General features: G+C 71.2%; 22 protein-coding genes. 11 read left to right on the top strand and 11 right to left on the bottom strand.

Annotated elements, in window-relative coordinates:
- Positions 1–38 precede the first annotated feature (38 nt).
- Positions 39–1073 (top strand): class II fructose-bisphosphatase, encoded by a 1035-nt coding sequence (gene glpX / locus QWU11_RS08410; RefSeq protein WP_290104482.1) that lies wholly within the window; start codon positions 39–41, stop codon positions 1071–1073.
- Here glpX and QWU11_RS08405 read toward each other — a convergent pair.
- The 5 genes from QWU11_RS08405 to QWU11_RS08385 all read right to left on the bottom strand — a co-directional run bounded on the left by QWU11_RS08405 (position 1070) and on the right by QWU11_RS08385 (position 5572).
- The gene (locus tag QWU11_RS08405; RefSeq protein ID WP_290104481.1) at positions 1070–1447 is read right to left on the bottom strand and encodes a hypothetical protein; all 378 of its coding nucleotides are present in this window, start codon (positions 1445–1447) and stop codon (positions 1070–1072) included. The genes glpX and QWU11_RS08405 overlap by 4 nt on opposite strands.
- A 114-nt stretch (positions 1448–1561) precedes the next feature.
- Positions 1562–2422, bottom strand: a complete 861-nt coding sequence (locus tag QWU11_RS08400) for a carbohydrate ABC transporter permease (RefSeq protein ID WP_290104480.1) — start codon at positions 2420–2422, stop codon at positions 1562–1564.
- A complete protein-coding gene (locus tag QWU11_RS08395) occupies positions 2419–3369 on the bottom strand; it encodes a sugar ABC transporter permease (RefSeq protein WP_290104479.1) in 951 nt (316 codons plus the stop codon). The genes QWU11_RS08400 and QWU11_RS08395 overlap by 4 nt, the downstream gene beginning before the upstream one ends.
- 1 nt (position 3370) lies before the next feature.
- A complete protein-coding gene (locus QWU11_RS08390; protein ID WP_290104478.1) occupies positions 3371–4615 on the bottom strand; it encodes an extracellular solute-binding protein in 1245 nt (414 codons plus the stop codon).
- Between the two features lie 348 nt (positions 4616–4963).
- Entirely contained in the window at positions 4964–5572 is a 609-nt protein-coding gene (locus QWU11_RS08385; RefSeq protein WP_290104477.1) for a DUF1707 domain-containing protein, read from the bottom strand.
- A 54-nt stretch (positions 5573–5626) separates the two neighbouring features.
- On the opposite strand from QWU11_RS08385, the gene QWU11_RS08380 reads away from it, so the two are divergent.
- From QWU11_RS08380 to QWU11_RS08370, 3 genes are all read left to right on the top strand, one after another.
- Complete coding sequence (locus QWU11_RS08380; RefSeq protein WP_290104476.1) at positions 5627–6550, top strand: ABC transporter ATP-binding protein; 924 nt, start codon at positions 5627–5629, stop codon at positions 6548–6550.
- Positions 6543–7322, top strand: a complete 780-nt coding sequence (locus QWU11_RS08375; RefSeq protein ID WP_290104475.1) for an ABC transporter permease — start codon at positions 6543–6545, stop codon at positions 7320–7322. The genes QWU11_RS08380 and QWU11_RS08375 overlap by 8 nt, the downstream gene beginning before the upstream one ends.
- Before the next feature lie 176 nt (positions 7323–7498).
- Positions 7499–8647 (top strand): MFS transporter, encoded by a 1149-nt coding sequence (locus QWU11_RS08370; protein ID WP_290104474.1) that lies wholly within the window; start codon positions 7499–7501, stop codon positions 8645–8647.
- Positions 8648–8698: 51 nt separating this feature from the next.
- On the opposite strand, the gene QWU11_RS08365 is transcribed toward QWU11_RS08370, so the two are convergent.
- Positions 8699–8944 carry a hypothetical protein gene (locus QWU11_RS08365; protein ID WP_290104473.1) on the bottom strand — a complete coding sequence of 82 codons (246 nt, stop codon included), beginning with the start codon at positions 8942–8944 and terminating at the stop codon, positions 8699–8701.
- 181 nt (positions 8945–9125) lie between these two features.
- Here QWU11_RS08365 and QWU11_RS08360 point away from each other — a divergent pair, with 181 nt between their 5' ends.
- The gene (locus tag QWU11_RS08360) at positions 9126–10280 is read left to right on the top strand and encodes an acyl-CoA dehydrogenase family protein (RefSeq protein WP_290104472.1); all 1155 of its coding nucleotides are present in this window, start codon (positions 9126–9128) and stop codon (positions 10278–10280) included.
- On the opposite strand, the gene QWU11_RS08355 is transcribed toward QWU11_RS08360, so the two are convergent.
- On the bottom strand, positions 10258–10725 hold the full coding sequence (locus QWU11_RS08355) for a DUF6194 family protein (protein ID WP_290104471.1): 468 nt from the start codon (positions 10723–10725) through the stop codon (positions 10258–10260). The two genes, QWU11_RS08360 and QWU11_RS08355, sit on opposite strands and share 23 nt — an antisense overlap.
- A 114-nt stretch (positions 10726–10839) precedes the next feature.
- Between QWU11_RS08355 and QWU11_RS08350 the strand changes: the two genes are divergently transcribed.
- Complete coding sequence (locus tag QWU11_RS08350) at positions 10840–11271, top strand: VOC family protein (protein WP_290104470.1); 432 nt, start codon at positions 10840–10842, stop codon at positions 11269–11271.
- Positions 11272–11281: 10 nt separating this feature from the next.
- Here QWU11_RS08350 and QWU11_RS08345 read toward each other — a convergent pair whose 3' ends face one another.
- A complete protein-coding gene (locus QWU11_RS08345) occupies positions 11282–12922 on the bottom strand; it encodes a fumarate hydratase (RefSeq protein WP_290104687.1) in 1641 nt (546 codons plus the stop codon).
- 130 nt (positions 12923–13052) lie between these two features.
- Entirely contained in the window at positions 13053–14066 is a 1014-nt protein-coding gene (locus QWU11_RS08340; RefSeq protein ID WP_290104468.1) for a DMT family transporter, read from the bottom strand.
- Between the two features lie 84 nt (positions 14067–14150).
- Here QWU11_RS08340 and QWU11_RS08335 point away from each other — a divergent pair, with 84 nt between their 5' ends.
- Entirely contained in the window at positions 14151–15569 is a 1419-nt protein-coding gene (locus tag QWU11_RS08335) for a PLP-dependent aminotransferase family protein (protein WP_290104467.1), read from the top strand.
- Between the two features lie 72 nt (positions 15570–15641).
- Entirely contained in the window at positions 15642–16313 is a 672-nt protein-coding gene (locus QWU11_RS08330) for a serine hydrolase domain-containing protein (protein ID WP_290104466.1), read from the top strand.
- 413 nt (positions 16314–16726) lie between these two features.
- Here QWU11_RS08330 and QWU11_RS08325 read toward each other — a convergent pair whose 3' ends face one another.
- The gene (locus tag QWU11_RS08325; RefSeq protein ID WP_290104465.1) at positions 16727–17935 is read right to left on the bottom strand and encodes a serine/threonine-protein kinase; all 1209 of its coding nucleotides are present in this window, start codon (positions 17933–17935) and stop codon (positions 16727–16729) included.
- Between the two features lie 120 nt (positions 17936–18055).
- Between QWU11_RS08325 and QWU11_RS08320 the strand changes: the two genes are divergently transcribed.
- The 3 genes from QWU11_RS08320 to QWU11_RS47260 all read left to right on the top strand — a co-directional run bounded on the left by QWU11_RS08320 (position 18056) and on the right by QWU11_RS47260 (position 21574).
- A complete protein-coding gene (locus tag QWU11_RS08320; protein WP_290104464.1) occupies positions 18056–19468 on the top strand; it encodes a serine/threonine-protein kinase in 1413 nt (470 codons plus the stop codon).
- Positions 19469–19557: 89 nt separating this feature from the next.
- The gene (locus QWU11_RS08315; protein ID WP_290104463.1) at positions 19558–20955 is read left to right on the top strand and encodes a class II fumarate hydratase; all 1398 of its coding nucleotides are present in this window, start codon (positions 19558–19560) and stop codon (positions 20953–20955) included.
- A gap of 184 nt (positions 20956–21139) precedes the next feature.
- Entirely contained in the window at positions 21140–21574 is a 435-nt protein-coding gene (locus QWU11_RS47260) for a lytic transglycosylase domain-containing protein (protein ID WP_354670816.1), read from the top strand.
- A gap of 5 nt (positions 21575–21579) precedes the next feature.
- Here QWU11_RS47260 and QWU11_RS08305 read toward each other — a convergent pair whose 3' ends face one another.
- Positions 21580–21774 (bottom strand): hypothetical protein, encoded by a 195-nt coding sequence (locus QWU11_RS08305; RefSeq protein WP_290104462.1) that lies wholly within the window; start codon positions 21772–21774, stop codon positions 21580–21582.
- Positions 21775–21786 lie beyond the last annotated feature (12 nt).

Raw genomic sequence — 21786 nt, 5'->3', positions numbered from 1 at the left:
GTGTCCGGCCCGCCGGCCGGCGGCCCGCCGCGCATCCGATGACCGAACAGAACCCCGCAGCGACCCCGCTGGCCACCGAGTCGGACGCGCCGGACCGCAACCTCGCCCTCGAACTCGTACGCGTGACCGAGGCGGCGGCGATGGCCGCGGCCCGCTGGGTGGGGCGCGGGGACAAGAACGGCGCCGACGGCGCGGCGGTGAACGCCATGCGCCAGCTCATCAACACGGTGTCGATGAACGGCGTCGTCGTGATCGGCGAGGGCGAGAAGGACAAGGCCCCGATGCTCTTCAACGGCGAGCAGGTGGGCGATGGCCAGGGCGCCGACTGCGACGTCGCGGTCGACCCCATCGACGGCACGCGGCTGGCCGCGCTGGGCATGAGCAACGCGATCGCGGTGATCGCGGTGAGCCCGCGCGGCACGATGTACGACCCGTCGGCCGTCTTCTACATGGAGAAGCTGGCCACCGGGCCGGAGGCCGCCGGCGTGGTGAACATCGACGCGCCCGTCGGCGACAACATCCGCGCCGTGGCGCGGGCGAAGGGCTCCTCGGCCGAGGACGTCACGGTGGTCATCCTCGACCGGCCGCGGCACGAGCAGATCGTGAAAGAGGTCCGCGAGGCGGGCGCGCGGATCAAGTTCATCACCGACGGCGACGTGGCGGGCGCGATCATGGCCGCGCGGGAGAACACCGGCATCGACCTGATGCTCGGCATCGGCGGCACCCCCGAGGGCATCATCGCGGCGTGCGCGATCAAGTCGCTCGGCGGCATGCTGCAGGGACGGCTCTGGCCGAAGGACGACGCGGAGCGGCAGAAGGCGATCGACGCGGGCCACGACCTGTCCCGCGTTCTCACCACCGATGACCTGGTCACCTCCGACGACGTGTTCTTCGCGGCGACCGGCATCACCGACGGCGAGCTCACCGGCGGCGTGCGCTACCACCGGGGCATCGCGTTCACGAACTCCCTCGTCATGCGGTCCCGCAGCGGCACGATCCGGCAGATCGACAGCGAGCACCGGCTCTCGAAGCTGCGCGCCTACTCCGCCATCAACTTCGACTCCGCCGGCTAACGGACGCGCAGGTACGCGACCACCATCTGGCCGATGAAGATCAGGATGTACAGGACGACGGCGCCGGCCACGATGATCTTCGCCCGCCGCGAGATCCCCGGCCTGCGGGGCGGCGGCCCGTACGGCTGCTGCCATCCGGGCGGCGGCTGCTGCTGCCAACCGGGCGGCGCCCCGTACGGCTGACCGTACGGGGGCGGGCCGTAGGAGCCCTGGGCCTGGTCGTACGGCTCACCGGGCCGCGCTCCCGGCGGCAGCCAGGCGGCGTGCGCTCCGGCGGCCGGCGGCTCCGGCGGCACCCACGTCTCCGTCGCCGGCGGCACGTCGTCGTGCGGCCCCTCGTCTGGTCCGTCCGGTCTGTCCGGCTGAGCGTTCACGCGCTCTCCCCGTCGCTCCCCGCGTCCCTTCCGGCCTTGAACGGCCGGAAGGATCACGTCTCGTCTGGCGGGAAACCTACCGAATCATGGGCTTGCGCGCCTCTTGTCCGGCGGCTACTTCACGCCTCCGGCGGTGAGGCCGCCGATGAGGTAGCGCTCGATGAAGACGAACAGGATGACGACCGGCACGATCGCGATCAGCGACGTCGCGAAGAGGTACTGCCAGTGCTCCTGGTACTGCGTGACGAACGACGGGATCGCCACGGTCAGCGGCTGGCGGTTCGGCGAGGACGTGACGGTGAGCGCCACGATGTACTCGTTCCACGCGCCGATGAACGTGTAGACGACCGCCGTCACCAGGCCGGGCAGCGAGATCGGCAGCGTCACCCGGGTGAGCGCCTTGATCTTGCCCGCACCGTCGAGGAACGCCGCCTCCTCCAGCTCCTTCGGGATGCTCGCGAAGTAGCCGTGCAGGATCCAGACGCAGAACGGCAGGTTGAACGCCGCGTTGACCAGGATCAGCGCCAGCAGCGTGTCGGTCAGGTTGAGCGCCACCATCTCGCGGTAGATGCCGATGACCAGCGCGGTCGGGGCGAACATCTGCGTGACGAGGATGAGCAGCAGGAACCCGTTGCGGCCCCAGAACCGGTTGCGGGCGCTGTAGTACGCCGCGGGCAGCGCGCACAGGAGGGTCACCAGCGTGGCCGCGCCGGCCACGATCAGCGACACCTTCATGTTCTGCCAGATCGGCGCGGCCTTCCACACGTTGACGAAGTTGGACCACTCCCACTTCGTCGGCAGGTAGGAGGACCGCATCAGCTCGTTCTCGGGCTTCAGCGCCGTCACGAGCATCTCGAGGTACGGCGCGACGAACGCCAGCCCGACCAGCCAGCCCACGCCGGTCAGGATCACCTTGCGGAAGGACACGGACCTGGACCGGGCTCCGGGCTTGGCCCGGACCGTGGTCGCCGTCATCGGACTTCCTCCCGCCAGCGCGAGGCGCGCAGGTAGAACAGCACCATGACCAGGATCAGCACGAAGTTGACCACCGCCATGGCGGCCGACTCACCGACGTCCTGGTCGAAGAACGCGATCTTGTACATGAAGGTCGTGGTCGTGTCGGTCGCGTGCCCCGGGCCGCCCTGGGTCATCGCCCAGATGATCGGGAAGGAGTTGAAGACGTTGATCACGTTGATGATCGACGCGATCAGCAGGGCCGGCCGCAGCATCGGCAGCGTGATCCGGAAGTAGGTGCGGAAGGTGCCGGCGCCGTCGACGCGCGCCGCCTCGTACACCTCGCCCGGGATCGTCTGCAGCCCGGCCAGGATGACGAACGAGGCGAACGGCAGCGAGACGAACACCGCCACCCACATCATCCACATCATCGCCTGGTCCGGATGGGAGAGCCAGTTCACCGGTTCGTGCAGGACGTGCAGGTCCAGGAGCACCCGGTTGACCACGCCGAAGTAGTTGTCGAGCATCCACTTCCAGACCAGCGCGGTCATCAGCACCGAGGCGGCCCACGGCACGATCACGGCCCAGCGCACCACGCGCCGCCCGGGGAACCGGGCGTTGAGGAGCTGGGCGAGCGCCAGCGAGACCACCATCGTGACGATGACGACCGCGGCCACCCAGAGCACCGTACGGATCAGGATGCCGACGAGGTCGTCCTCGGCGAACAGGTCGGAGTAGTTCTTGCCGCCCTGGCTGCCGAGGGTCAGCCCCGACGAGCTGATCTTGAGGAACGACGTCCGGACCATCTCGACGACCGGCCACAGCACGACGACCGAGATGAGTACCACCGCGGGGCCGATCCAGGGCAGGGCATGGAGGAGTTCGCGGCCGCGGCGGCGGCGCCCGCGAGCCCGCGGTGCCGGGGCGACCGCCCCGGCACCGCGTTCCCTGATCTTGGCGTCGTGCACGTCAGCCGTTCTTCTCGGCCGTCTTCTGGATGTCGTCGAGGACCTTCTTCGGGGTCGATCCGGCGACCGCGGTGCCCATGCTCTGCTTCACCGCGCCGGCCACGGCCGACCACGCCGGGTTGCTCGTCGGCGCGAACTTGGCCTGCGGCAGGGCGTCCACGAACTGCTTGTAGTACGGGTCGCTGCTGAGCGCGTTCCCGGCCGACTTCGTGGTCGGCAGGAAGTTCTCCAGCTTGAGGAACTTGGCGTAGTTCTGCTGCTGGTAGAAGTAGTTCATGAACTTGGTGACGGCGTCCTTGTTCTTGCCGCCGTTCTTGAACGCGTTGAGGACGTCGACCACGCCGAGCGTGTTGTGGACCGAGCCGTCCTTGCTGGGCAGCGGCGCGATGCCGTAGTTCAGGTTCTTGTTCACCGGGTCGATGAAGCCGGCGCGGGTGAACGGGCCGTTGATGCCCATGCCGACCTTGCCCTGGGCGAACTGGTTGAACACCGTCTTACGGTCGGTGGTCTCCGGGTTCGGCTGGGTCAGGCCCGACTTGGTCAGGTCACGCAGGAAGTTGAGCGTGTCGATGTTGGCCGGCTGGTTGATCGCCCACTTGCCGGACGCGTCGACCCAGCCACCGCCGTCGTTCATCGCCCAGGAGTAGAACTCCGCCTGCGATTCCTCCGGGCCCAGCGGCAGGCCGTACCCGACGGCGCCCTTGGCCTTGATCTTCTGCGCGTCGGTCTTCACCTCGGCCCAGGTGCTGGGCGGGTCGGTGATGCCGGCCTTCTTGAACAGGTCCTTGTTGAAGAAGAGGAGCCGGGCGCTGGCGATGAACGGCAGGGCGTACTGCGTGCCGTTGTACTTCGTCTGCTCCGTGAACGTCGGCGTGAAGTCACTGAGGACCTGCGGCGACACGACCTCGGAGGCCGGGTAGGTCAGGCCGTCGCGAGCGAAGTCGGAGAAGGCGTTGTAGTTGAGGATGTCCGGGGTCTGCTTGGTCTGGACGTAGGTCTTGACCTTGGCGTCCATCTGGGTCCAGTCGACCATCTCAAGGTTGACCTTGTAGCCCTTGTTCGCGGCTTCAAAGCTCTTGATCAGGTCGTCCCAGTAACCCTTGGTGTTGTCGTCGTAGATCGCGGCGACGAACTTGATCGTCTTGTTGTCGCCGCCACCGCTGGACGAACTGCCCTTGCTGCATCCGGTCATGCCGAGGGTCACCGTGAGACCCGCGGCGATGACGCCGGTGAGATGCCGTTTCACCTGTCCCCGCCTTCTTTGCTGAGGCTTCGGGGCGCGCGGGTGCGCGCGACGTCCCCGGTCATTTGTCTGATTAGGGTTCGCCAAACCCCCCGACCCGACCCTCGGCTCAACACCTCCGAGCGACCGCTTGGCGAGGCACAGCTGTAGCGCGGCTCGCGCCGTCGCCTCCTTTCAAGGCATGAAAGGTTATGCACGATTCGACTGCTCACCGAGCAGATTCGCGCATGGCACTGAACGATAGGAGCTGGTCCGTACCAGTTCAAGGGGATGCGCGACGAGGAGTCTCAACCGTTATTGAATCGGCCGCGTGACCTGCTGCTCCGTTTACACGGCCGTCATCGGGAGGGCTCAGCCGGCCCGGCCTCGGCGCAGCCGTGGGCGGCGCGGGCGCTTCGGAGAGCGCGCGCTCACCGAACCCAGGACGACCGTCCCGCGCACCTCGATGAGCGGTCCGTCGGCGCCCGCCGCCTGTCGCAGCCGCAGCGCCTGCGCGCCCGCCATCGAGCGCCCGGTGAACTCCACCCGTACGCCCTCGGGGACGACAAGCCGGAGCCGGCCGCCGAGGACGCTGGCGTTGACGACCACGTGCCGCCGCTGGAGCAGCGCCTCGCGCAGGTCGATCTCCAGCGTGCCGAACACCGCCGCCACCGGGAACCGGGCGGGAACCACCCACCGCCCGTCGCGGCGTACGGTCCCGAACAGCGCGTGCAACGGCCCCGGATCGAGCCGGATCGGCTGCTCGTCGGCCGGCAGCAGGTCGCCGGTCAGCCCGGCGAGCTCGCCCAGCGTACGGGCTGCGTACGCCTGCTCGACCCGCTCCCCGTGCTCCACAAGGGTGATCCGGCCGTCGCCGTGCGCGTCGCGCAGCAGCCGGACGACGTTCTCCCGGTCGGCGTCGGAGGCACGCAGCTCATGCGGCGACGGATGATCCCGGCCGGCTTTCCACGGAAGGTCCACGCCACGACGATATTCGTTGGCGGACTGTCGTGGTCCATCCCTAACGTGAACCTCATGGCCATCCTGTTGCGCGACGTCGTCAAGCGGTACACCGACCGCGACGGCACGGCGATCGCGGCGGTCGACGGGCTGAACCTGGAGGTGCCCGACGGCGTCTGCCTCGGCCTGCTCGGCCCCAACGGGGCGGGCAAGTCCACCACGATGCGCCTGCTCACCGCCCAGTCCCGCGCCGACTCGGGGACGATCTCGGTGCTCGGCCACGAGATCCCCCGCGAGGCCAAGCAGGCACGCGCACTGATGGGCGTCGTCCCGCAGACCGACAACCTCGACGAGGAGCTGACCGTACGGCAGAATCTCGAGGTCTTCGCCCACCTCTACCGCGTGCCGCGCGCCGGCCTGCGCGCCGCCGTCGACCGCGCCCTGGAGATCGCCCACCTCACCGGGCGGGCGAACGCCCGTACCGACGGCCTGTCCGGCGGCATGCGGCGCCGGCTGCTGGTCGCGCGGGGGCTCGTGCACTCCCCGCGTCTCGTGCTGCTGGACGAGCCGACGGTCGGCCTGGACCCGCAGGTGCGCGCGGACCTGTGGGGACTGATCGCCGGGCTGCGCACGGCCGGGGTGACGGTGCTGATGTCCACGCACTACATCGAGGAGGCCGAGCGGCTCGCCGACACGTGCGCCCTGATGTCGCGCGGCCGCGTGATCGCGAACGGCAGTCCCACCGAGCTGATCGCCTCCCACGCGGGCGACCGCGTCGAGGAGCACGAGGGCTCGCCCGAACGCCTGGCCGAGGTCGAGGACCTGGCCCGCCGCGCGGGCCTGCCGACGCGGCGCACCGGTCCGACCGTGTCCGTGCTGCGCGCCGAGCACATCCCGCCCTCGCTCGCGGACCACCTCGCCGACGGCGACCGGGTCCTGCGCCGGGCCGCCAACCTCGAAGATGTCTTCGTCGTCCTCACCGGAGAGACCGTTGACTGACCGTCTTCGCGCGTTCGAGTGGGCGCCCATACGGGGGGTGTGGCGACGTGAGCTGGCACTGTTCCGCCGCTGCTGGGCGTCGTCGTCCTTCGCCTCGCTGGTCGAGCCGACGATCTACCTGCTGGCGTTCGGCTTCGGCTTCGGCGCGCTGGTCGGGCACGTCGCCGGCTACCGCTACGTCGACTTCGTGGGTACGGGCGTGGTGGCCACGGCGACGCTGTTCACGTCCATCTTCCCGGGGATGTTCAACACCTTCATCCGGCGCACCTACCAGCACTCCTACGACGCGGTGCTGGCCGCGCCGGTGGACGTGCACGAGGTGGTGGCGGGCGAGACCTCCTGGATCGCGGTCAAGAGCGGCGCCTACTCCTGCTCGCCGATCCTGGTGTCCCTGGTCTTCGGCCTGCGGCCGGGTCCGGGCGTGTTCGCCGTGCCGCTGTTCACCGTGCTCACGGCCGCGGGCTTCGCGCTGTTCGGGGTGTGGGCGTCGACGGTGGTGCCCTCGATCAACAGCTTCGACTACATCATCAGCGGCGTGCTGGCACCGCTGTTCCTGGTCGCGGGCACGTTCTTCCCGCTCGACGGCCTGCCCCGGTGGGCCCAGACGCTCGCGCACCTCAATCCGCTGTACCACTGTGTCCAGCTGGTACGACATGCGGTGTTCGGCTTCCACCCGCTGGCCGACCTGGGCCATGTGGGGGCGCTTCTGCTGTTCATCGCCCTTGCGTGGTGGCTCGCCCTCCGCGGAATGCGCCGCCGCCTGATCGACTGAGGCATCCACAGGCTTGCGTCGGCACACTTCCACGCGCGGCCGCGCGCCTATTGACCTGCGCCAACCTGATCTCTACGCTGACGCGAACCTCTTTCATGTTTCCGGAGGACGCCGTGGCGGCAGGGATCGATGAACGGACGCGGCGTGGGCGCCGGTCGGCGTATGCGGCGTTCGGAGTGCAGGGGTTGTCGTTCGCCGCGCTGGTGACCCGGATTCCGGAGATCCAGAAGGCGCACCACCTCACCGACGGCACGCTCGCCCTCGTCCTGCTCGCCGTGCCCGTGGTGGCCGGGGTGGGCAGTGTGCTCTCCGGCGGGCTGATGCCGAGGTACGGGAGCGGTCCCGTGCTGCGGATCGCCCAGCCGTTCGTGCTGTTGTCGATCATCGCGATCGGCGTCGCACCGGGCAACGTGGCGCTGTACGCGTCGACGGCGCTGTTCGGGCTGTTCGTCGGCGCGGTGGACGCCTCGATGAACGCCCAGGCGGTCACGGCCGAGACGCTCTACTCCAAGAGCCTGCTGACCGGGTTCCACGCCGTCTGGAGCGCCGCGGGCATCATCGCCGGTCTCTGGATCGCCCTGGCCAATCGGATCGACATGGGCCTGGGCATCGGGTTCGCGATCCCGGCCGTGCTCGGCATCGCGGTATCCCTGTGGACCGGGCGGCTGCTGTACCCCCGCGAGATGGAGAGCACCGGGCCGAGCGGCGAGCAGCTCAAGGAGGCCGCCAAGCGGGTGCCCTGGCGGCCGATCGTCATCATCGGTGTGGCTGTGACCTGCATGTACATCGCGGACTCGGCCACGTCGAGCTACAGCGCCAAATACCTGAAGGACGACTTGGACGCCTCCGGGGCGATCGCGCCGCTGGCCTACGTCGCGTACCAGGTCTGCATGATGCTCAGCCGTACCGGCGCCGACTTGGTCGTACGGGCGTACGGGGCGGCGCGGGTCGTCGCGGTCGGCTCGGTGATCGGCGGGCTCGGCCTGCTGGCCGCCGCGTTCGCGCCCGGGCCGGCCGTGGCGATCGCCGGGTTCGCGGTCGCGGGGCTGGGGTTGGCCGTCGTGGTGCCGACGTCGTTCTCGGCGGCCGGGAAGCTCGACCCGACCGGGCTCGGGATCGCCGTCGCCCGGGTCAACGTCTTCAACTATGTCGGCTTCGTGCTCGGCGCGGTCATCGCCGGCGCCGTCGCCTCGAACCTCTGGATCGCCTACGCGGCCGGCGCCGCGCTCACACTGGTGATCCTCGGGTCGGCCAAGGGCTTCGAGCCCGCCCCCGTGGCCGGAGCGACTCCGGACACGCCCGTCGCCGAGCGGCCCGTCGCCTGAGGTCGCGGTCCGGGTGGTACCCGGGCCCGGGAGCGGGCGGCCCCTCGCCACTCAGTGGCGAGAGCCCTCTTCCTCCTCGAGACGCGCCATGGCCTTCTCGCCCGCCACTTCGGCCTCTTCGGGGGAAAGATCGTTCAGTGCGATTCGCAGGGCGACCTCGGCCGCGTCGGCCGCCGCCCTTGCCGTGATCGTGTGGGTATGAGCACGCTCGATCTCACCGAGACCGATGCAGTCGAAGGCGACTTGAGTATCGTGTTTGGCCAGCTCGAGCTGGCGTGCTGCTTCATCCAGACTCATTACATTCCTCCATCGTCGTGGCCGTATTACCCGGGATCAACCGACCCACACGCCCCAGCGACAGCACGCCGGTCACGCACGGAGTATCCGGGAGCGTAGTCGACGCACTACGCGCGGATGACCCGGACGCGGGACGACCGCACCCACGATCGCGAACATACTGGGAGTCTGGGAGGTCACCATGACCGTGCTGAGCGATGAGGAAAAGGCGATCGTCGAGGTCGTCGCGGAGTTCGTCGACCGGGAGGTCCGCCCGGCCGCACGCGATCTGGAGCACGCGAACACCTACCCCGAAGAGCTCATCGACCGCATGAAGGAGCTCGGCGTCTTCGGCCTGGCCGTCCCGGAACCGTACGGCGAGGTGAGCGTCTCCAAACGCTGCTACGCCCTCGTCACCGAGGAACTGGCGCGCGGCTGGATGAGCCTGGCCGGCGCGATGGGCGGCCACTCCGTCGTGGCGTACCTGATCGCGACGTTCGGCACCGAGGCGCAGAAGGACCGCTACCTCCCCCGCATGGCCACCGGCGAACTCCGCGCGGCGATGGCCCTCACCGAACCCGCCGGCGGCTCGGACCTGCAGGCGATCACCACCACGGCCCGCCGCGACGGCGACCGCTACGTCGTCGCCGGTGCCAAGATGTGGATCACCAACGCGCGTCGCGCCGGTCTGATCGCCCTGCTGTGCAAGACCGATCCGCAGGCGAGCCCGCGGCACCGGGGCATCAGCGTCCTGCTCGTCGAGCCCGGCCCCGGCCTGACCGTCTCGCGCGACCTGGGCAAACTCGGCTACAAGGGCGTCGAGACCTGCGAGGTCGTCTTCGACGGGTATGAGACGCCGCTGGGCTCGGCCCTGGGCGAGGAGGAGGGCCGCGGGTTCGCCCAGATGATGCGCGGCCTGGAGGTCGGCCGCATCCAGGTGGCCGCGAGGGCGCTAGGCGTGGGCCGCGCCGCGCTGGAGGACTCCCTGCGCTATGCCCAGGAACGCGAGGCGTTCGGCGAGCCGATCTGGCGCCACCAGTCGATCGGCAACTACCTGGCCGACATGGCCACCAAGCTCCGCGCCGCCCGCCTGCTGACCCTGGACGCCGCCGACCTCCTCGACGCGGGCGAACGCTGCGACATGGAGGCCGGCATGGCCAAGCTGTACGCCTCGGAGGCGGCCATGGACATCGCCCTGAACGCCGTCCGCATCCACGGCGCCTCGGGTTATTCGACGGAGTTCGACGTCGAGCGCTACTTCCGCGACGCCCCGCTGATGATCGTCGGCGAGGGCACCAACGAGATCCAGCGGGGCGTCATCGTCCGCCAGCTCATCAGCCGCCACCCTCTCCGCTGAGACGTGTGCGGGCCGCTCGGGTACCTGCCTCCGCGAGCAGTGACCGGGCCAGCCCGGCGGTCCGCTCTCCCGGGTTGAGGATGGCGACCCAGGCCTGCGTCGCGTACGCCGGATGCGGGATCAGCCGGTCGAGCGCGGTGTGGTCCACGTCTCCCGCGGGGACGGCGGGCGGATGGCCGATCAGTTCCTCGAAGCGCTTACGGCCGACGCCCACGTTCAGCCGGAACACCCCGGGCCGGCCGAGCCGAGAGTCCTCGTCGAAGCCGTCGTAGTCCTTGGTCACGAGCGTGGCGAACGGCATCCGGCGCGGGGAGTCGCCGTCCGGGTCGTAGTAGAAGAACGAGTCGCCCCAGGCGACCTCCGGCGCGCCGCTCCCGGCGTCCGCGGTGATGACGGCGGCCCCGGGCAGAGTCCGTACGAAAGCGATGATCTCGTCTTCTGTCATGCGTTCAAGCGTCTCATTGAACCTCCCAGTGAGACTTTCATCGACGAGACCTGCGAAAAGACGCCAGAACCCTCAACCCGTGAGAATGTCAGAGGCGCGGTGTACGGTCCGGGCATGCGAACCACCATCGATCTCACCCTCGACTGCGCGGACCCGCGTCTCCTCGCCGAGTTCTGGAAAACGGCGCTCGGCTACGTCGACGAGCCCCCGCCCGCCCCGTTCGCGACCCGCGAGGAGTGGTTCGCCCAGTTCGACCTGCCAGAAGACGACTCCGTGGACGATGCCGCGTGGCTCTGCGACCCCGGCGGCGCCGGTCCCCGGCTCTCGATCCTCACGGTCCCCGAGCCCAAGACCGCGAAGAACCGGCTGCACCTCGACATCCGCGTACCCGGCCACGGCAGTCCCGAGGAGCGCTGGGCCCGCATCAGAGCGGAGTCCGACCGCCTGCGGCAGGCGGGCGCCGGCGTCCTGGCGGAGCACGACGGCCACCACATCGTGATGGCCGACCCCGAGGGCAACGAGTTCTGCGTCGCCGCCACCGGCTGAGCGAGGACCCCTAGCGACGGCCGATGCTCAGCAGAGGGCCGGTCGTGTCGGCGAAGAAGTCGTTGCCCTTGTCGTCGACCACGATGAAGGCGGGGAAGTCCTCGACCTCGATCTTCCAGACCGCCTCCATACCGAGCTCGGCGTACTCCAGCACGTCGACCTTCTTGATGCAGTCCTGGGCCAGCCGTGCCGCCGGGCCGCCGATCGAGCCGAGATAGAAGCCGCCGTGCGCATTGCACGCGTCGGTGACCTGCTTGCTGCGGTTCCCCTTCGCCAGCATCACGAACGACCCACCGGCCGCCTGGAACTGCTCGACGTAGGAGTCCATCCGCCCCGCCGTCGTCGGGCCGAAGGACCCGCTCGCGTAGCCTTCCGGCGTCTTGGCCGGTCCCGCGTAGTACACCGCGTGGTCGCGAAGGTAGGACGGCATCTCCTCCCCCGCGTCCAGACGCTCCTTGATCTTCGCGTGGGCGATGTCGCGAGCCACGACGAGCGGCCCCGACAGCGACAGCCGCGTCTTGACCGGATAGCGGCCGAGAGCAGCGCGGATCTCCGACATCGGCTGGTTGAGATCGACCCGTACGACGTCCCCCGAGAGGTCGTCATCGGTGGTCTCGGGCAGATAGCGCGCCGGGTCCGGCTCCAGCTGCTCCAGGAAGACACCGTCCCGGGTGATCTTCGCCAGGGCCTGCCGGTCGGCGCTGCACGACACCGCGATCGCCACCGGACAGGACGCGCCGTGCCGGGGCAGGCGGATCACTCGTACGTCGTGGCAGAAGTACTTGCCGCCGAACTGCGCGCCGATGCCGAGCTGCTGGGTCAGTTCGAAGACCTCCTGCTCCAGCGCGAGGTCGCGGAAGCCGTGCCCGGCCGGCGAGCCGGACGAGGGCAGGTTGTCCAGGTAGTGCGCCGAGGCGTACTTCGCCGTCTTCAGCGCGAACTCCGCGCTCGTGCCGCCGACGACGATGGCCAGGTGGTACGGCGGGCAGGCCGCGGTGCCCAGCGACCGGATCTTCTCCTCCAGGAAGGTCAGCATCCGCTTCGGGTTCAGGACCGCCTTGGTCTCCTGGTACAGGAACGACTTGTTGGCGCTGCCGCCGCCCTTGGCCATGAAGAGCAACTTGTACGCGTCGCCGGGCGCGGCGTACAGCTCGATCTGGGCGGGCAGGTTGCTGCCGGTGTTCTTCTCCTCCCACATGTTCAGCGGCGCGAGCTGGGAGTAGCGCAGGTTGAGCCGCGTGTACGCGTCGTAGACGCCGTGGGCGATGTGCCGCTCGTCGTCCCCGTCGGTGAGGACGAGCTGCCCTCGCTTGCCCATGACGATCGCGGTGCCGGTGTCCTGGCACATGGGCAGGACGCCGGCCGCCGCGATGTTGGCGTTCTTGAGCAGGTCGAGGGCGACGAAGCGGTCGTTCGGCGAGGACTCCGGGTCGTCGAGGATCCGCCGGAGCTGCGCGAGGTGCGCGGGGCGCAGGAGGTGGGAGATGTCGTGGATCGCCGTCTCGGTGAGCAGCCGCAGCACCTCCGGCTCCACCTGGAGGAACGTACGGTCTCCGGCGCCGAGCTCGCTGATCCCGTCGCTGGTGAGCAGACGGTAGTCGGTGTCGTCGGCGCCCTGGGGGAGCAGCTCGGTGAAGGCGAATTCGGGCATGAGGTCCTCGCTGGCGGCACGGTGCAGGTCGATCACCAGACTAGAACGGCGACAGGTCGCACGCAGGCCGGGGTCTTGCCGCACAGATGGCAGGGGTATGACGGAAACGGGGGGAATTATGCCGTTTACGTCAAATGTTCTGATCAGCGGTGTCTTTGGCAACGCCGCGGCCATCTATGTGGTGATGCTCGTGGTCGGCGTGCTGATCGTCACCGGCTTCGTCGTGGGCTGGATCGTCATGGTCCGCCGGGGCAGCAACCGCGAGTGGCCGATCCGCTGACCGCGTGAGCCCGACGACCACACCGAGCCCGACCAGCAGGGCGCCGGTGAGTTCCGCCGTGCCCGGCGTACGCAGGCCGAGCGCCATCGTGGTCAGCACCGCGCTGACCGGGATCAGCCCGGCGAACAGCCCGGCACGGTCCGCGCCGATCCGGCCCAGCGCGTCGTACCAGAAGAGGAACGCACCCGCCGTGACCACGAGCGAGAGGTACGCGAGCCCGGCCGCCTCACTGAGGCTGGGCACGCGCAGCACGTCGCCGCCGTCCACGAACAGGCCCGTGACGAGGAGCATCGGCACCGACGCCGTGACCGAGTAGGCCGATACCCGGATCGCGCCGAGCCGCGGCAGCAGCGGGAGGGCCAGCAGCGAGAAGCACACCTCGCCGGCCAGCGCGCCGAGCGCCAGCAGGAACCCGGGCAGGCTCCCGCCGCCCAGGCCGTTCGCCACGCTCGCCCCGGCCGTGACGACGAACGCCGCCCCGACGATGCGCGGCGCGGGCCGCCGGCCGGCCATCAGCGGCGCGGCGATCGCGAGCACGATCGGCACGGAGCCGACGACGGTCCCGATCGTGGCCGGGCTCGTGTACCTGGTGCCCTCGACGATGCAGACGTTGAACCCCGCGAGACCCGTCGCCGCGAGCAGCGTGATGAGCGGCCACTCCCAGCGCGCCGTCTTCTCCCGCCGCGGCTTCGCCCGCAGGCGCACCACGGTCAGCAGGATCACCGCCGCCACGGCGTACCGCACGGCCTGCCCGCCGTACACCGGGAAGTCGGAGATCGTGGCGGACACCGCGGTGAGCGTGCCGACGATCGTCATGGTCACGGCGGCCTGAACGATGCCCCGGATACTGGTGGTCTGCCCCATGGGCTGAGACGCTATGAGGCCAATGGCCCTAGCACGAAGACCATTGCGGGCCGAAGACAGAGGACCATTACCCGAGGACTCCTCATGGATCTGCACGTGACGCTGGACCGCGCCGCCGGGCGGCTGGCCGGCCAGCTCGCCGACGAGCTCCGCGCCGCCGTACGGGACGGCCGCCTCTCACCGGGCGACCGGCTGCCCTCCAGCCGCGACCTGGCCGGTGACCTCGAGGTGTCCCGTGGCGTGGTCGTCACCGCGTACGAGCAGCTCGTCGCCGAGGGGTTCATCCTGTCCCGGCAGGGCGACGGCACCCGCGTCGCGCCCTTTCCCGCCGTACGGGCGCCGGAGCCGACCAGCGAGGCCCACCGGCGCGCGCTGCGGTTCGCCGCGGGGACGGACGCGGGCCCGGCCGACCCGCCCGGCATCGTCTACGACCTGCGGCCCGGCAAGCCGGACCTGGCCTCATTCCCCCGCGAACGCTGGACCGCTGCGGTGCGCGACGTCCTGCGCGAACTCCCCCACTCCGCACTGAACTACCCGGACCCGGCCGGCGTGCCGGCGCTGCGGACCGCGCTGGCCGGCCACCTGGCCCGCGTACGGGCCGCCGTGACCGACCCGGACGAGATCGTGATCACGGCGGGAGTCGCCCAGATGCTCGCGGTCGTCCCCAGGATCCTCATCGAGGAGGGACACCGCGTGCTCGCGGTCGAGGACCCGCTGGGCCATCACCAGATCCCGATGATCCGGGCCACCGGAGTCGAGATGGCCGGCGTGCCCGTGGACGAGGAGGGCATCGACGTCGGCGCGCTCGCCCGTACGGGGGCGCGGGCGGTCCTGGTCACGCCGGCGCACCAGTTCCCGACCGGGGTGGTGCTGTCGCCCCGCCGCCGCGCCGCCCTCGTCGAATGGGCGCGCGCGGTCGACGCGCTGATCATTGAGGACGACTACGACGGGGAGTTCCGCTACGACCGCGATCCGGTCGGCTGCCTGCAGGGACTCGCGCCCGAGCGGGTGGTGCTCGCCGGGTCGGTGAGCAAGGCGCTGTCCCCCGCGCTGCGGCTTGGCTGGGCGGTCGCGCCGCCGTGGCTGGCCGTACGCCTGCGCGCGGCGCGTGCCCTGCACGACCTCGGCTCGTCAGTGCTCGACCAGCACGTCCTGGCCCACCTGATCGCCGGCGGCGACCACGCGCGGCACCTGCGCCTGATGCGACGCAAGTACCGGGCCCGGCGCGACGCCTTCGTGGCGGCCCTCCGCGCCCGGCTGCCCGCCGTACGTATACACGGCGTGTCGGCCGGCCTGCACGCGTACGCCGAGCTGCCGGAGGCCTGCGAGGAGACGCGTGTGGTCACGCGAGCCGCCGAGCTCGGCGTCGCGATCGAGGGCGTCACCCCCATGCGCGTACGGCACCCGGGCCCGCCCGCGATCGTCGTCGGCTACGCGCGCCTCACCGAGCACCGCCTCACCGAGGCCGTCGGCCTCCTCGCCTCGGCCATCGAGACCGCGTGACCGCCGGCGCTGGAGCTCGTCCGCGCGCGGGGAGCCGCCGCCCGGCTCCGCGTGCCGCAGGACGGGAAGGTCATGGCGGACGAGGTGCACCTGCTCGCCGAGCGGGGAGAGCCGGCCCTCGACGACCGCGTCGCCGCGCACTGGCCCGCGTTCGGGCAGGCCTGCCAGGACGAGATCACCGTCCGGCAGGTCCTCCGGCACCGGTCCGGCCCGGCGACGGCGCGTGGTCTGCTCGGCGACTCCCTCGCCATGACGGACCGGGACCGCTCGGTCCGCACCCTGCTCCGCCGGCCGCCTGGGCGGGTTCCCGCGTACCGGCCGATCGCGTACCGGTTCATCCTGGGCACGCGACGCGGAGGATCACCGGCACCGGGGGTACGCGACCTGCCGCACACCGAGTCCCTGGATCCGCTCGGCCTGAGCCTCCCGGGCGGCCGGTGGCCCCGGCACGTCCCGATCCGCGGACTCCGCCCGGCCGGGCGGTTCTCCCAGGCGTACCTCGACCGGCCGTCGGCCGGCACGGCCGTCATCCCCGCCGCCGGGGCCTCGACCACGGCGCGCGACCTCCCCCGCTTCTACCTGACGCCGCTGCGCGGCGGCGAACTCGACGGCGTACGGATCCTGGCGCCCGCCACGGTCACCGGGAGCACGCGGCCGTCCGGCGACGGCGAGCGCGACCGTCTCGTCGGCCGGCCGATCCGCTGGTCCCGGGTCTTCCGGCTCGGCGGCCCCGGGCCGAGATGACGCGGCGAGCCGCCCGATGGGCCGGCTCAGTGCCCCGGAGACGTCCGGTCACAACGGCGGCAACGCCTGTCTGGGTGGATGGATGGATGGACCCTGCCCGGCGGCCAGGGCCTGTCTCGAAGTCCGGCCATCCGGCTGCGCGACGACGCCTCGCCGCGTTGTCGTCGGCCGAACCAGACCGACTCCCTCCTCCGCCTTGCAAGACGCCGCTCGCTGCGAACGGGGATTCGAGACAGGGCCGGGTGGTCACTCACCCGACCGACCGTCTCATCCCCGGCCACGGGGGCGCCCGCCACCTGGAGGCCGTCAGCGACGCCATCGTGTCCGCCTTCGCACGCCCGGACCGGGCCGCCCGACGCGAGGCTTTGCAGCCTCCCTTTTCTGCCAGGCTCTAACGGCCGGCATCCGGCCGCTCAGCCGGGGCCCTTGCCCTTCTTTCCCTTCCCCTTGGCCTTGCCGTTCCCCTTGCCCTTGCCGTTCGCGGGGGTCGTCGTGACCGTCCTCGGGCGCGGCGTCACGGTCGAGCGCGCCGTGCGCGGGTGCGCGGCGACGGGCGCGCGGTGCGTGGCGGCCTCATTGCCCGACGGCGTCGCTCGCGTCACGCCCGCAGGCGGGACGGCGGGCGCGCCGTGGTGGCCCCCGGCCGCCACGACCACGATGACGACGATCACGGCGGCGACCGCGACCGCCGCGGCGGCCAGCGCGCCCGCCGGAGCCGGCGGCCACCGCCGCCGGCGTACGGCCGGCATCTCCCGCGTGCCCGAGCGGCGCGGACCGGCGGGCCCGCCGACGCCGAGCAGCCCGAGCAGCTCCGAGGCGGACGGCCGGGCCGCCGGGTCCTTGGCGAGCGACTCCTCCATCAGGTCGCGCAGTGGACCGCCGACGCCCTCCAGCTCGGGCGGCTCTCGCATGACCCGGTGCGCGAGTTCGTCGGGGTCCCCTTCGCCGAACGCGTTGCGGCCCGTCGCGGCGTACGCGACCAGGCACCCCCAGCCGAAGACGTCGGACGCGGGCGTCGCGGGCCGCCGGCCGAGGCGTTCCGGCGGGATCCATCCCGGGCTGCCGACGACCATGCCGGGCTCGGTCGGGCCGCCCGCCGCGCCCACCTCCTGCCCGATGCCGAAGTCGATCAGGCGGGGGCCGGTGGGGGTCATCAGGACGTTCGGCGGCTTGAGGTCGCGATGGACGACCCCGGCCTCGTGGATCGCGGCCAGCGCCCGCGCGACGCCCGCCGCGAGTGCGAGGAGCTGCTCCGGCGGGAGCGGGCCGTCCTTACGAACGATGTCGGCCAGCGACCGGCCCTCGACGTACTCCGTCACGATGTACGGCGGTGTGCGCGCCGTGCCGTCGGCGAGGAGGCGGGCCGTAAAGGCGGTGGGCACCCGGCCGATACAGGCGGCCTCGGCCGCCAGGCGCAGGCGCGACTCCTCGTCCCCGGCGTGCGCGGCCTTGACCGCCACGAACCCGCCGAGCGGGTCCTCGCCCAGGTAGACGACGCCCATCCCGCCGGATCCGAGCCTGCCCAGGAGCCGGTGGCCGCCGATACGGGCGGGGTCGCCCGAGCGCAACGGCCGTACGCCGGAGGGCAGGACCCCATCCGCGGACGCCGGAGATGTCGCCATCCGGAAACCTCTTTCGACTCTGGTCCCCAAACTCCGATCCTGCGATTAGGTCATCCCCCATGCAAGGGACGATAAAGATCGAGATACCGGAGTTAACATCTCCCAGGTATCTTGCGCATCGTGGCCGAGTTGCGGGATCGCTTGCTCTCCGGCCGCTACCGGCTCATCAGACAGATCGGCCGGGGCGGCATGGGAGTGGTCTGGTGGGCCTACGACGAGCACGAGGACCGCGAGGTCGCGGTCAAGGAGATGCACCTTCCGCCGAGCCTCGGCCACCGCGAGCGGATGAACCTCCTCCGCCGCACCGACCGCGAGGCGCTCGCCGCCGGCAGGCTGCGGCATCCCGGGCTGATCTCCATCTTCGACGTCGTCGTCGAGGACTCCCGGCCCTGGCTGATCATGGAGTACGTCGCGGCGCGGTCGCTGGAGGACGTCTTCGTCAACGACGGCCCGATCTCCCCGCGGCGCGTCGCGGAGATCGGCGTGCAGTTGCTGGACGCGCTCCGCGCCGCGCACGATGCCGGCATCGTCCACCGTGACGTGAAACCGAGCAACGTGCTGCTGGAGGACTCCGGCCGTGTGGTCCTCACCGACTTCGGCATCGCGACGTACGAGGGCGCCACGACGCTGACCCAGACGGGCACGTTCATGGGCTCCCCCGCGTACGTCGCGCCCGAGGTGGCGCGCGGCGAGCCCGCCTCCCCCTCCTCCGACCTGTGGTCGCTCGGCGCGACGCTCTACGCCGCCGTCGAGGGCCGCCCGCCGTACGACTACGAGACCGCGATGGCCACGCTGAGCGCGCTGGTCACCAGCGAGCCCGCCGAGCCGTCACGCGCCGGCCCGCTGCGCCCGGTCCTCGGCGGCCTGCTGACCAAGGACCCGGCACGCCGGTTCGACGCGGAGCGCGCCGCCGGGCTGCTCGCCCTCCTCGCCCGGCCGCCCGCGCCTCCCGAAGCGCGGCAGCGTTCACGCCGTACGCTCGCCGACCGCCTCGCCGAGCGGGCCGTGGTGGTGCCCGTCGTCACGGTCGGCGTGCTGGCCCTGGCCATCGGCCTCGGCGTGCTGACGGGCGTCAAGGGCGCGCCGGCGCGCTACTCCGGCGACCAGGCGCCGCACACGCCGTCGCCCACGGCCAGCGCCGCGCCGCGGACCACGCCGCCGCAGGCGGGCCCGCTGCCCGCGACGATCGGCGGCACGCCCGGGGCCCGGCCGGCCAGCCGGCTGGCACGCGGCGGCGGCACCTGGCCCGCCACCTCGGCGCTGACCCTCCGTCTCACCGGCGGCGACGGCCGCTCCGCGCGGGTCTCGGTCGTCGTGACCTGCCCGGCCGGGCCGCACCGCCTGACCTTCACCGCCTACGCGCTGGGCGACCCGGCCTCGCTCATCCGCGGCACGTGTGTCGCGAACGCCGCGACGCCCCATCCGCTCCGGCTGCCGGCGAGCGCCTCCCCCGCGCGGGTCCGCGTCCGCGTCCACCCCGGCCCGACGGCCGGCGGCGGTCCGGTCGCCTGGTTCGCGGGCGTCTACGGCTGAGTCCGCGGGTACACCCCGGCAGGGCGACGATCTTTCAGACGCCTACAGTCGAAGATGACCGCGCACAGCTATTTCTGGGAGGCACGCCGATGTCCGAACAGAGCCACCGGGTCGAGCACGACTCCATGGGAGAGGTACGCCTCCCCGCCTGGGCCAAGTGGCAGGCGCAGACACAACGCGCGGTGGAGAACTTCCCCATCTCCGGGCAGCGCCTGGAGCGCACGCAGATCGCGGCCCTCGCCCGCGTCAAGGCCATCGCCGCCCGCGTCAACGCCGAGCTCGGCGTGCTCGACAAGACGGTGGCGGACGCGATCGAGAAGGCCGCGCTGGACGTCGTGAACGGAGAGTACGACGAGCACTTCCCGGTCGACGTCTTCCAGACCGGCTCCGGCACCTCCTCCAACATGAACGCCAACGAGGTCATCTCGACACTGGCCGAGGAGCGTCTCGGCCGGCCCGTCCACCCGAACGACCACGTCAACGCCTCGCAGTCGTCCAACGACGTGTTCCCCACCTCGATCCACATCGCCGCCATGGGCCTGGTGATCGATGAGCTGGTCCCGGCGCTCCGCCACCTCGAAGGCGCGCTGAACCGCAAGGCGGTCGAGTTCGCCCCGGTCGTCAAGGCCGGCCGTACGCACTTGATGGACGCCACCCCGGTCACGCTCGGCCAGGAGTTCGGCGGGTACGCAACGCAGGTCAAGTACGCGGTGGAGCGCCTCAACGCGGCCGTGCCCCGGCTGGCCGAGCTGCCGCTCGGCGGCACCGCCGTCGGGACCGGCCTGAACACCCCTCCCGGTTTCGCCGGGCGTGTCATCGCCGAGCTGGCGCGCGAGACCGGCCTGCCGCTCAGGGAGGCGCGCAACCACTTCGAGGCCCAGGGCGCGCGCGACGCCCTCGTGGAGACCAGCGGTGTGCTGCGGACCATCGCGGCGAGCCTCGTCAAGATCGCGAACGACTTCCGGCTGATGAACTCCGGCCCGCGCGCCGGCCTCGGCGAGATCCGCCTGCCCGAGCTTCAGCCCGGCTCCTCGATCATGCCCGGCAAGGTCAACCCGGTCATCCCCGAGGCGGTGTGCCAGGTCGCCGCGCAGGTCATCGGCAACGACGCCGCGATCGGCTTCGGTGGCGCCGCCGGCACCTTCGAGCTCAACGTGATGATGCCGATGATGGCGCGCAACCTCCTGGAGTCGCTGCGCCTGCTTGCAGGCGTCTCGCGGGTCTTCGCCGACCGGTGCGTCGACGGCATCGAGGCCGACGTACGGCGCTGCGAGGAGTACGCCGAGTCCTCCCCGTCCATCGTCACGCCGCTCACGCGCTACATCGGCTACGAGGAGGCGGCGGCCGTGGCCAAACACGCGCTCGCCGAGCGCAAGACCATCCGCCAGGTCGTGCTGGAGCGCGGCCTCGTCGAACGCGGCGAGCTGACGGTCGAGCAGCTCGACGCGGCGCTGAACACTCTGGCCATGACGCGCTCCGGTTCCTGATCTCCCGCCTCTGAGGCGGCAAAGAGGCGTTAACGCCCGGGTACGGAAGCGCGCCGGAGCGGTGTCAGCCCGCGTACGGCACGGAACGTGTCAGGGCGTGGCGGCGGGTCGTGCCGGTGGGCGCGGCCCGCCGCAGCCGCGAGTACGCACGGGTGCCCGGCGGCCGTCCGAGGGAAGAGCGGTTGTGCGTCGACAACTGATCCGGATCGCCGTCCGCGGAGTCATCGGCTGCGCCGTCGCGCTGAGCATGTGGTCGCCCGGGCGGGCCTACGCCGACCGCGATCCCGGGCTGCTCGACTTACGCGCGCCCTCGCTCACCGAACGGAACCGGATCCTCGCCGTACCCCTGCTCATGGAGCGCGGCTGGTCCGAGCGGCAGTGGCACTGCCTGGACCGGTTGTGGACGCACGAGAGCAACTGGCACCACCTCGCCCGCAACCGCGGGTCGGGCGCGTACGGCATCCCGCAGGCTCTGCCGGGCTCGAAGATGTCCAGCGCGGGGGCGGACTGGCGTACGAGCCCGGCCACCCAGATCCGGTGGGGCATGGGTTACATCGAACGGCGCTACGGCAGCGCGTGCGCGGCCCTGGGCCACGCCTCGACGTCCGGCTGGTACTGAGTGGTTCAGCGGCGCCTGACGGGCTCGTGCTTCTTCGGTGTGCCGTCCGGCTTCTGGTGGTGGACGATCCGCGAGGCGGCGGTGCTCGGTGACGCCGCGCGGACCGGTGCGGCCAGTGCGAGCCCGGCCGCGACGCCGACGCCGGCGACGATGGCGGCCGCCTTGGGCCAGGAGAGACTACGAGTGGTGGGGTCGCCCACGGTCAACTTTCT

Origin of the sequence: Actinomadura sp. DC4 (assembly GCF_030406325.1) — a bacterium.
Classification (GTDB): domain Bacteria; phylum Actinomycetota; class Actinomycetes; order Streptosporangiales; family Streptosporangiaceae; genus Actinoallomurus.
This window is presented reverse-complemented; position numbering and strand designations above follow the sequence as displayed.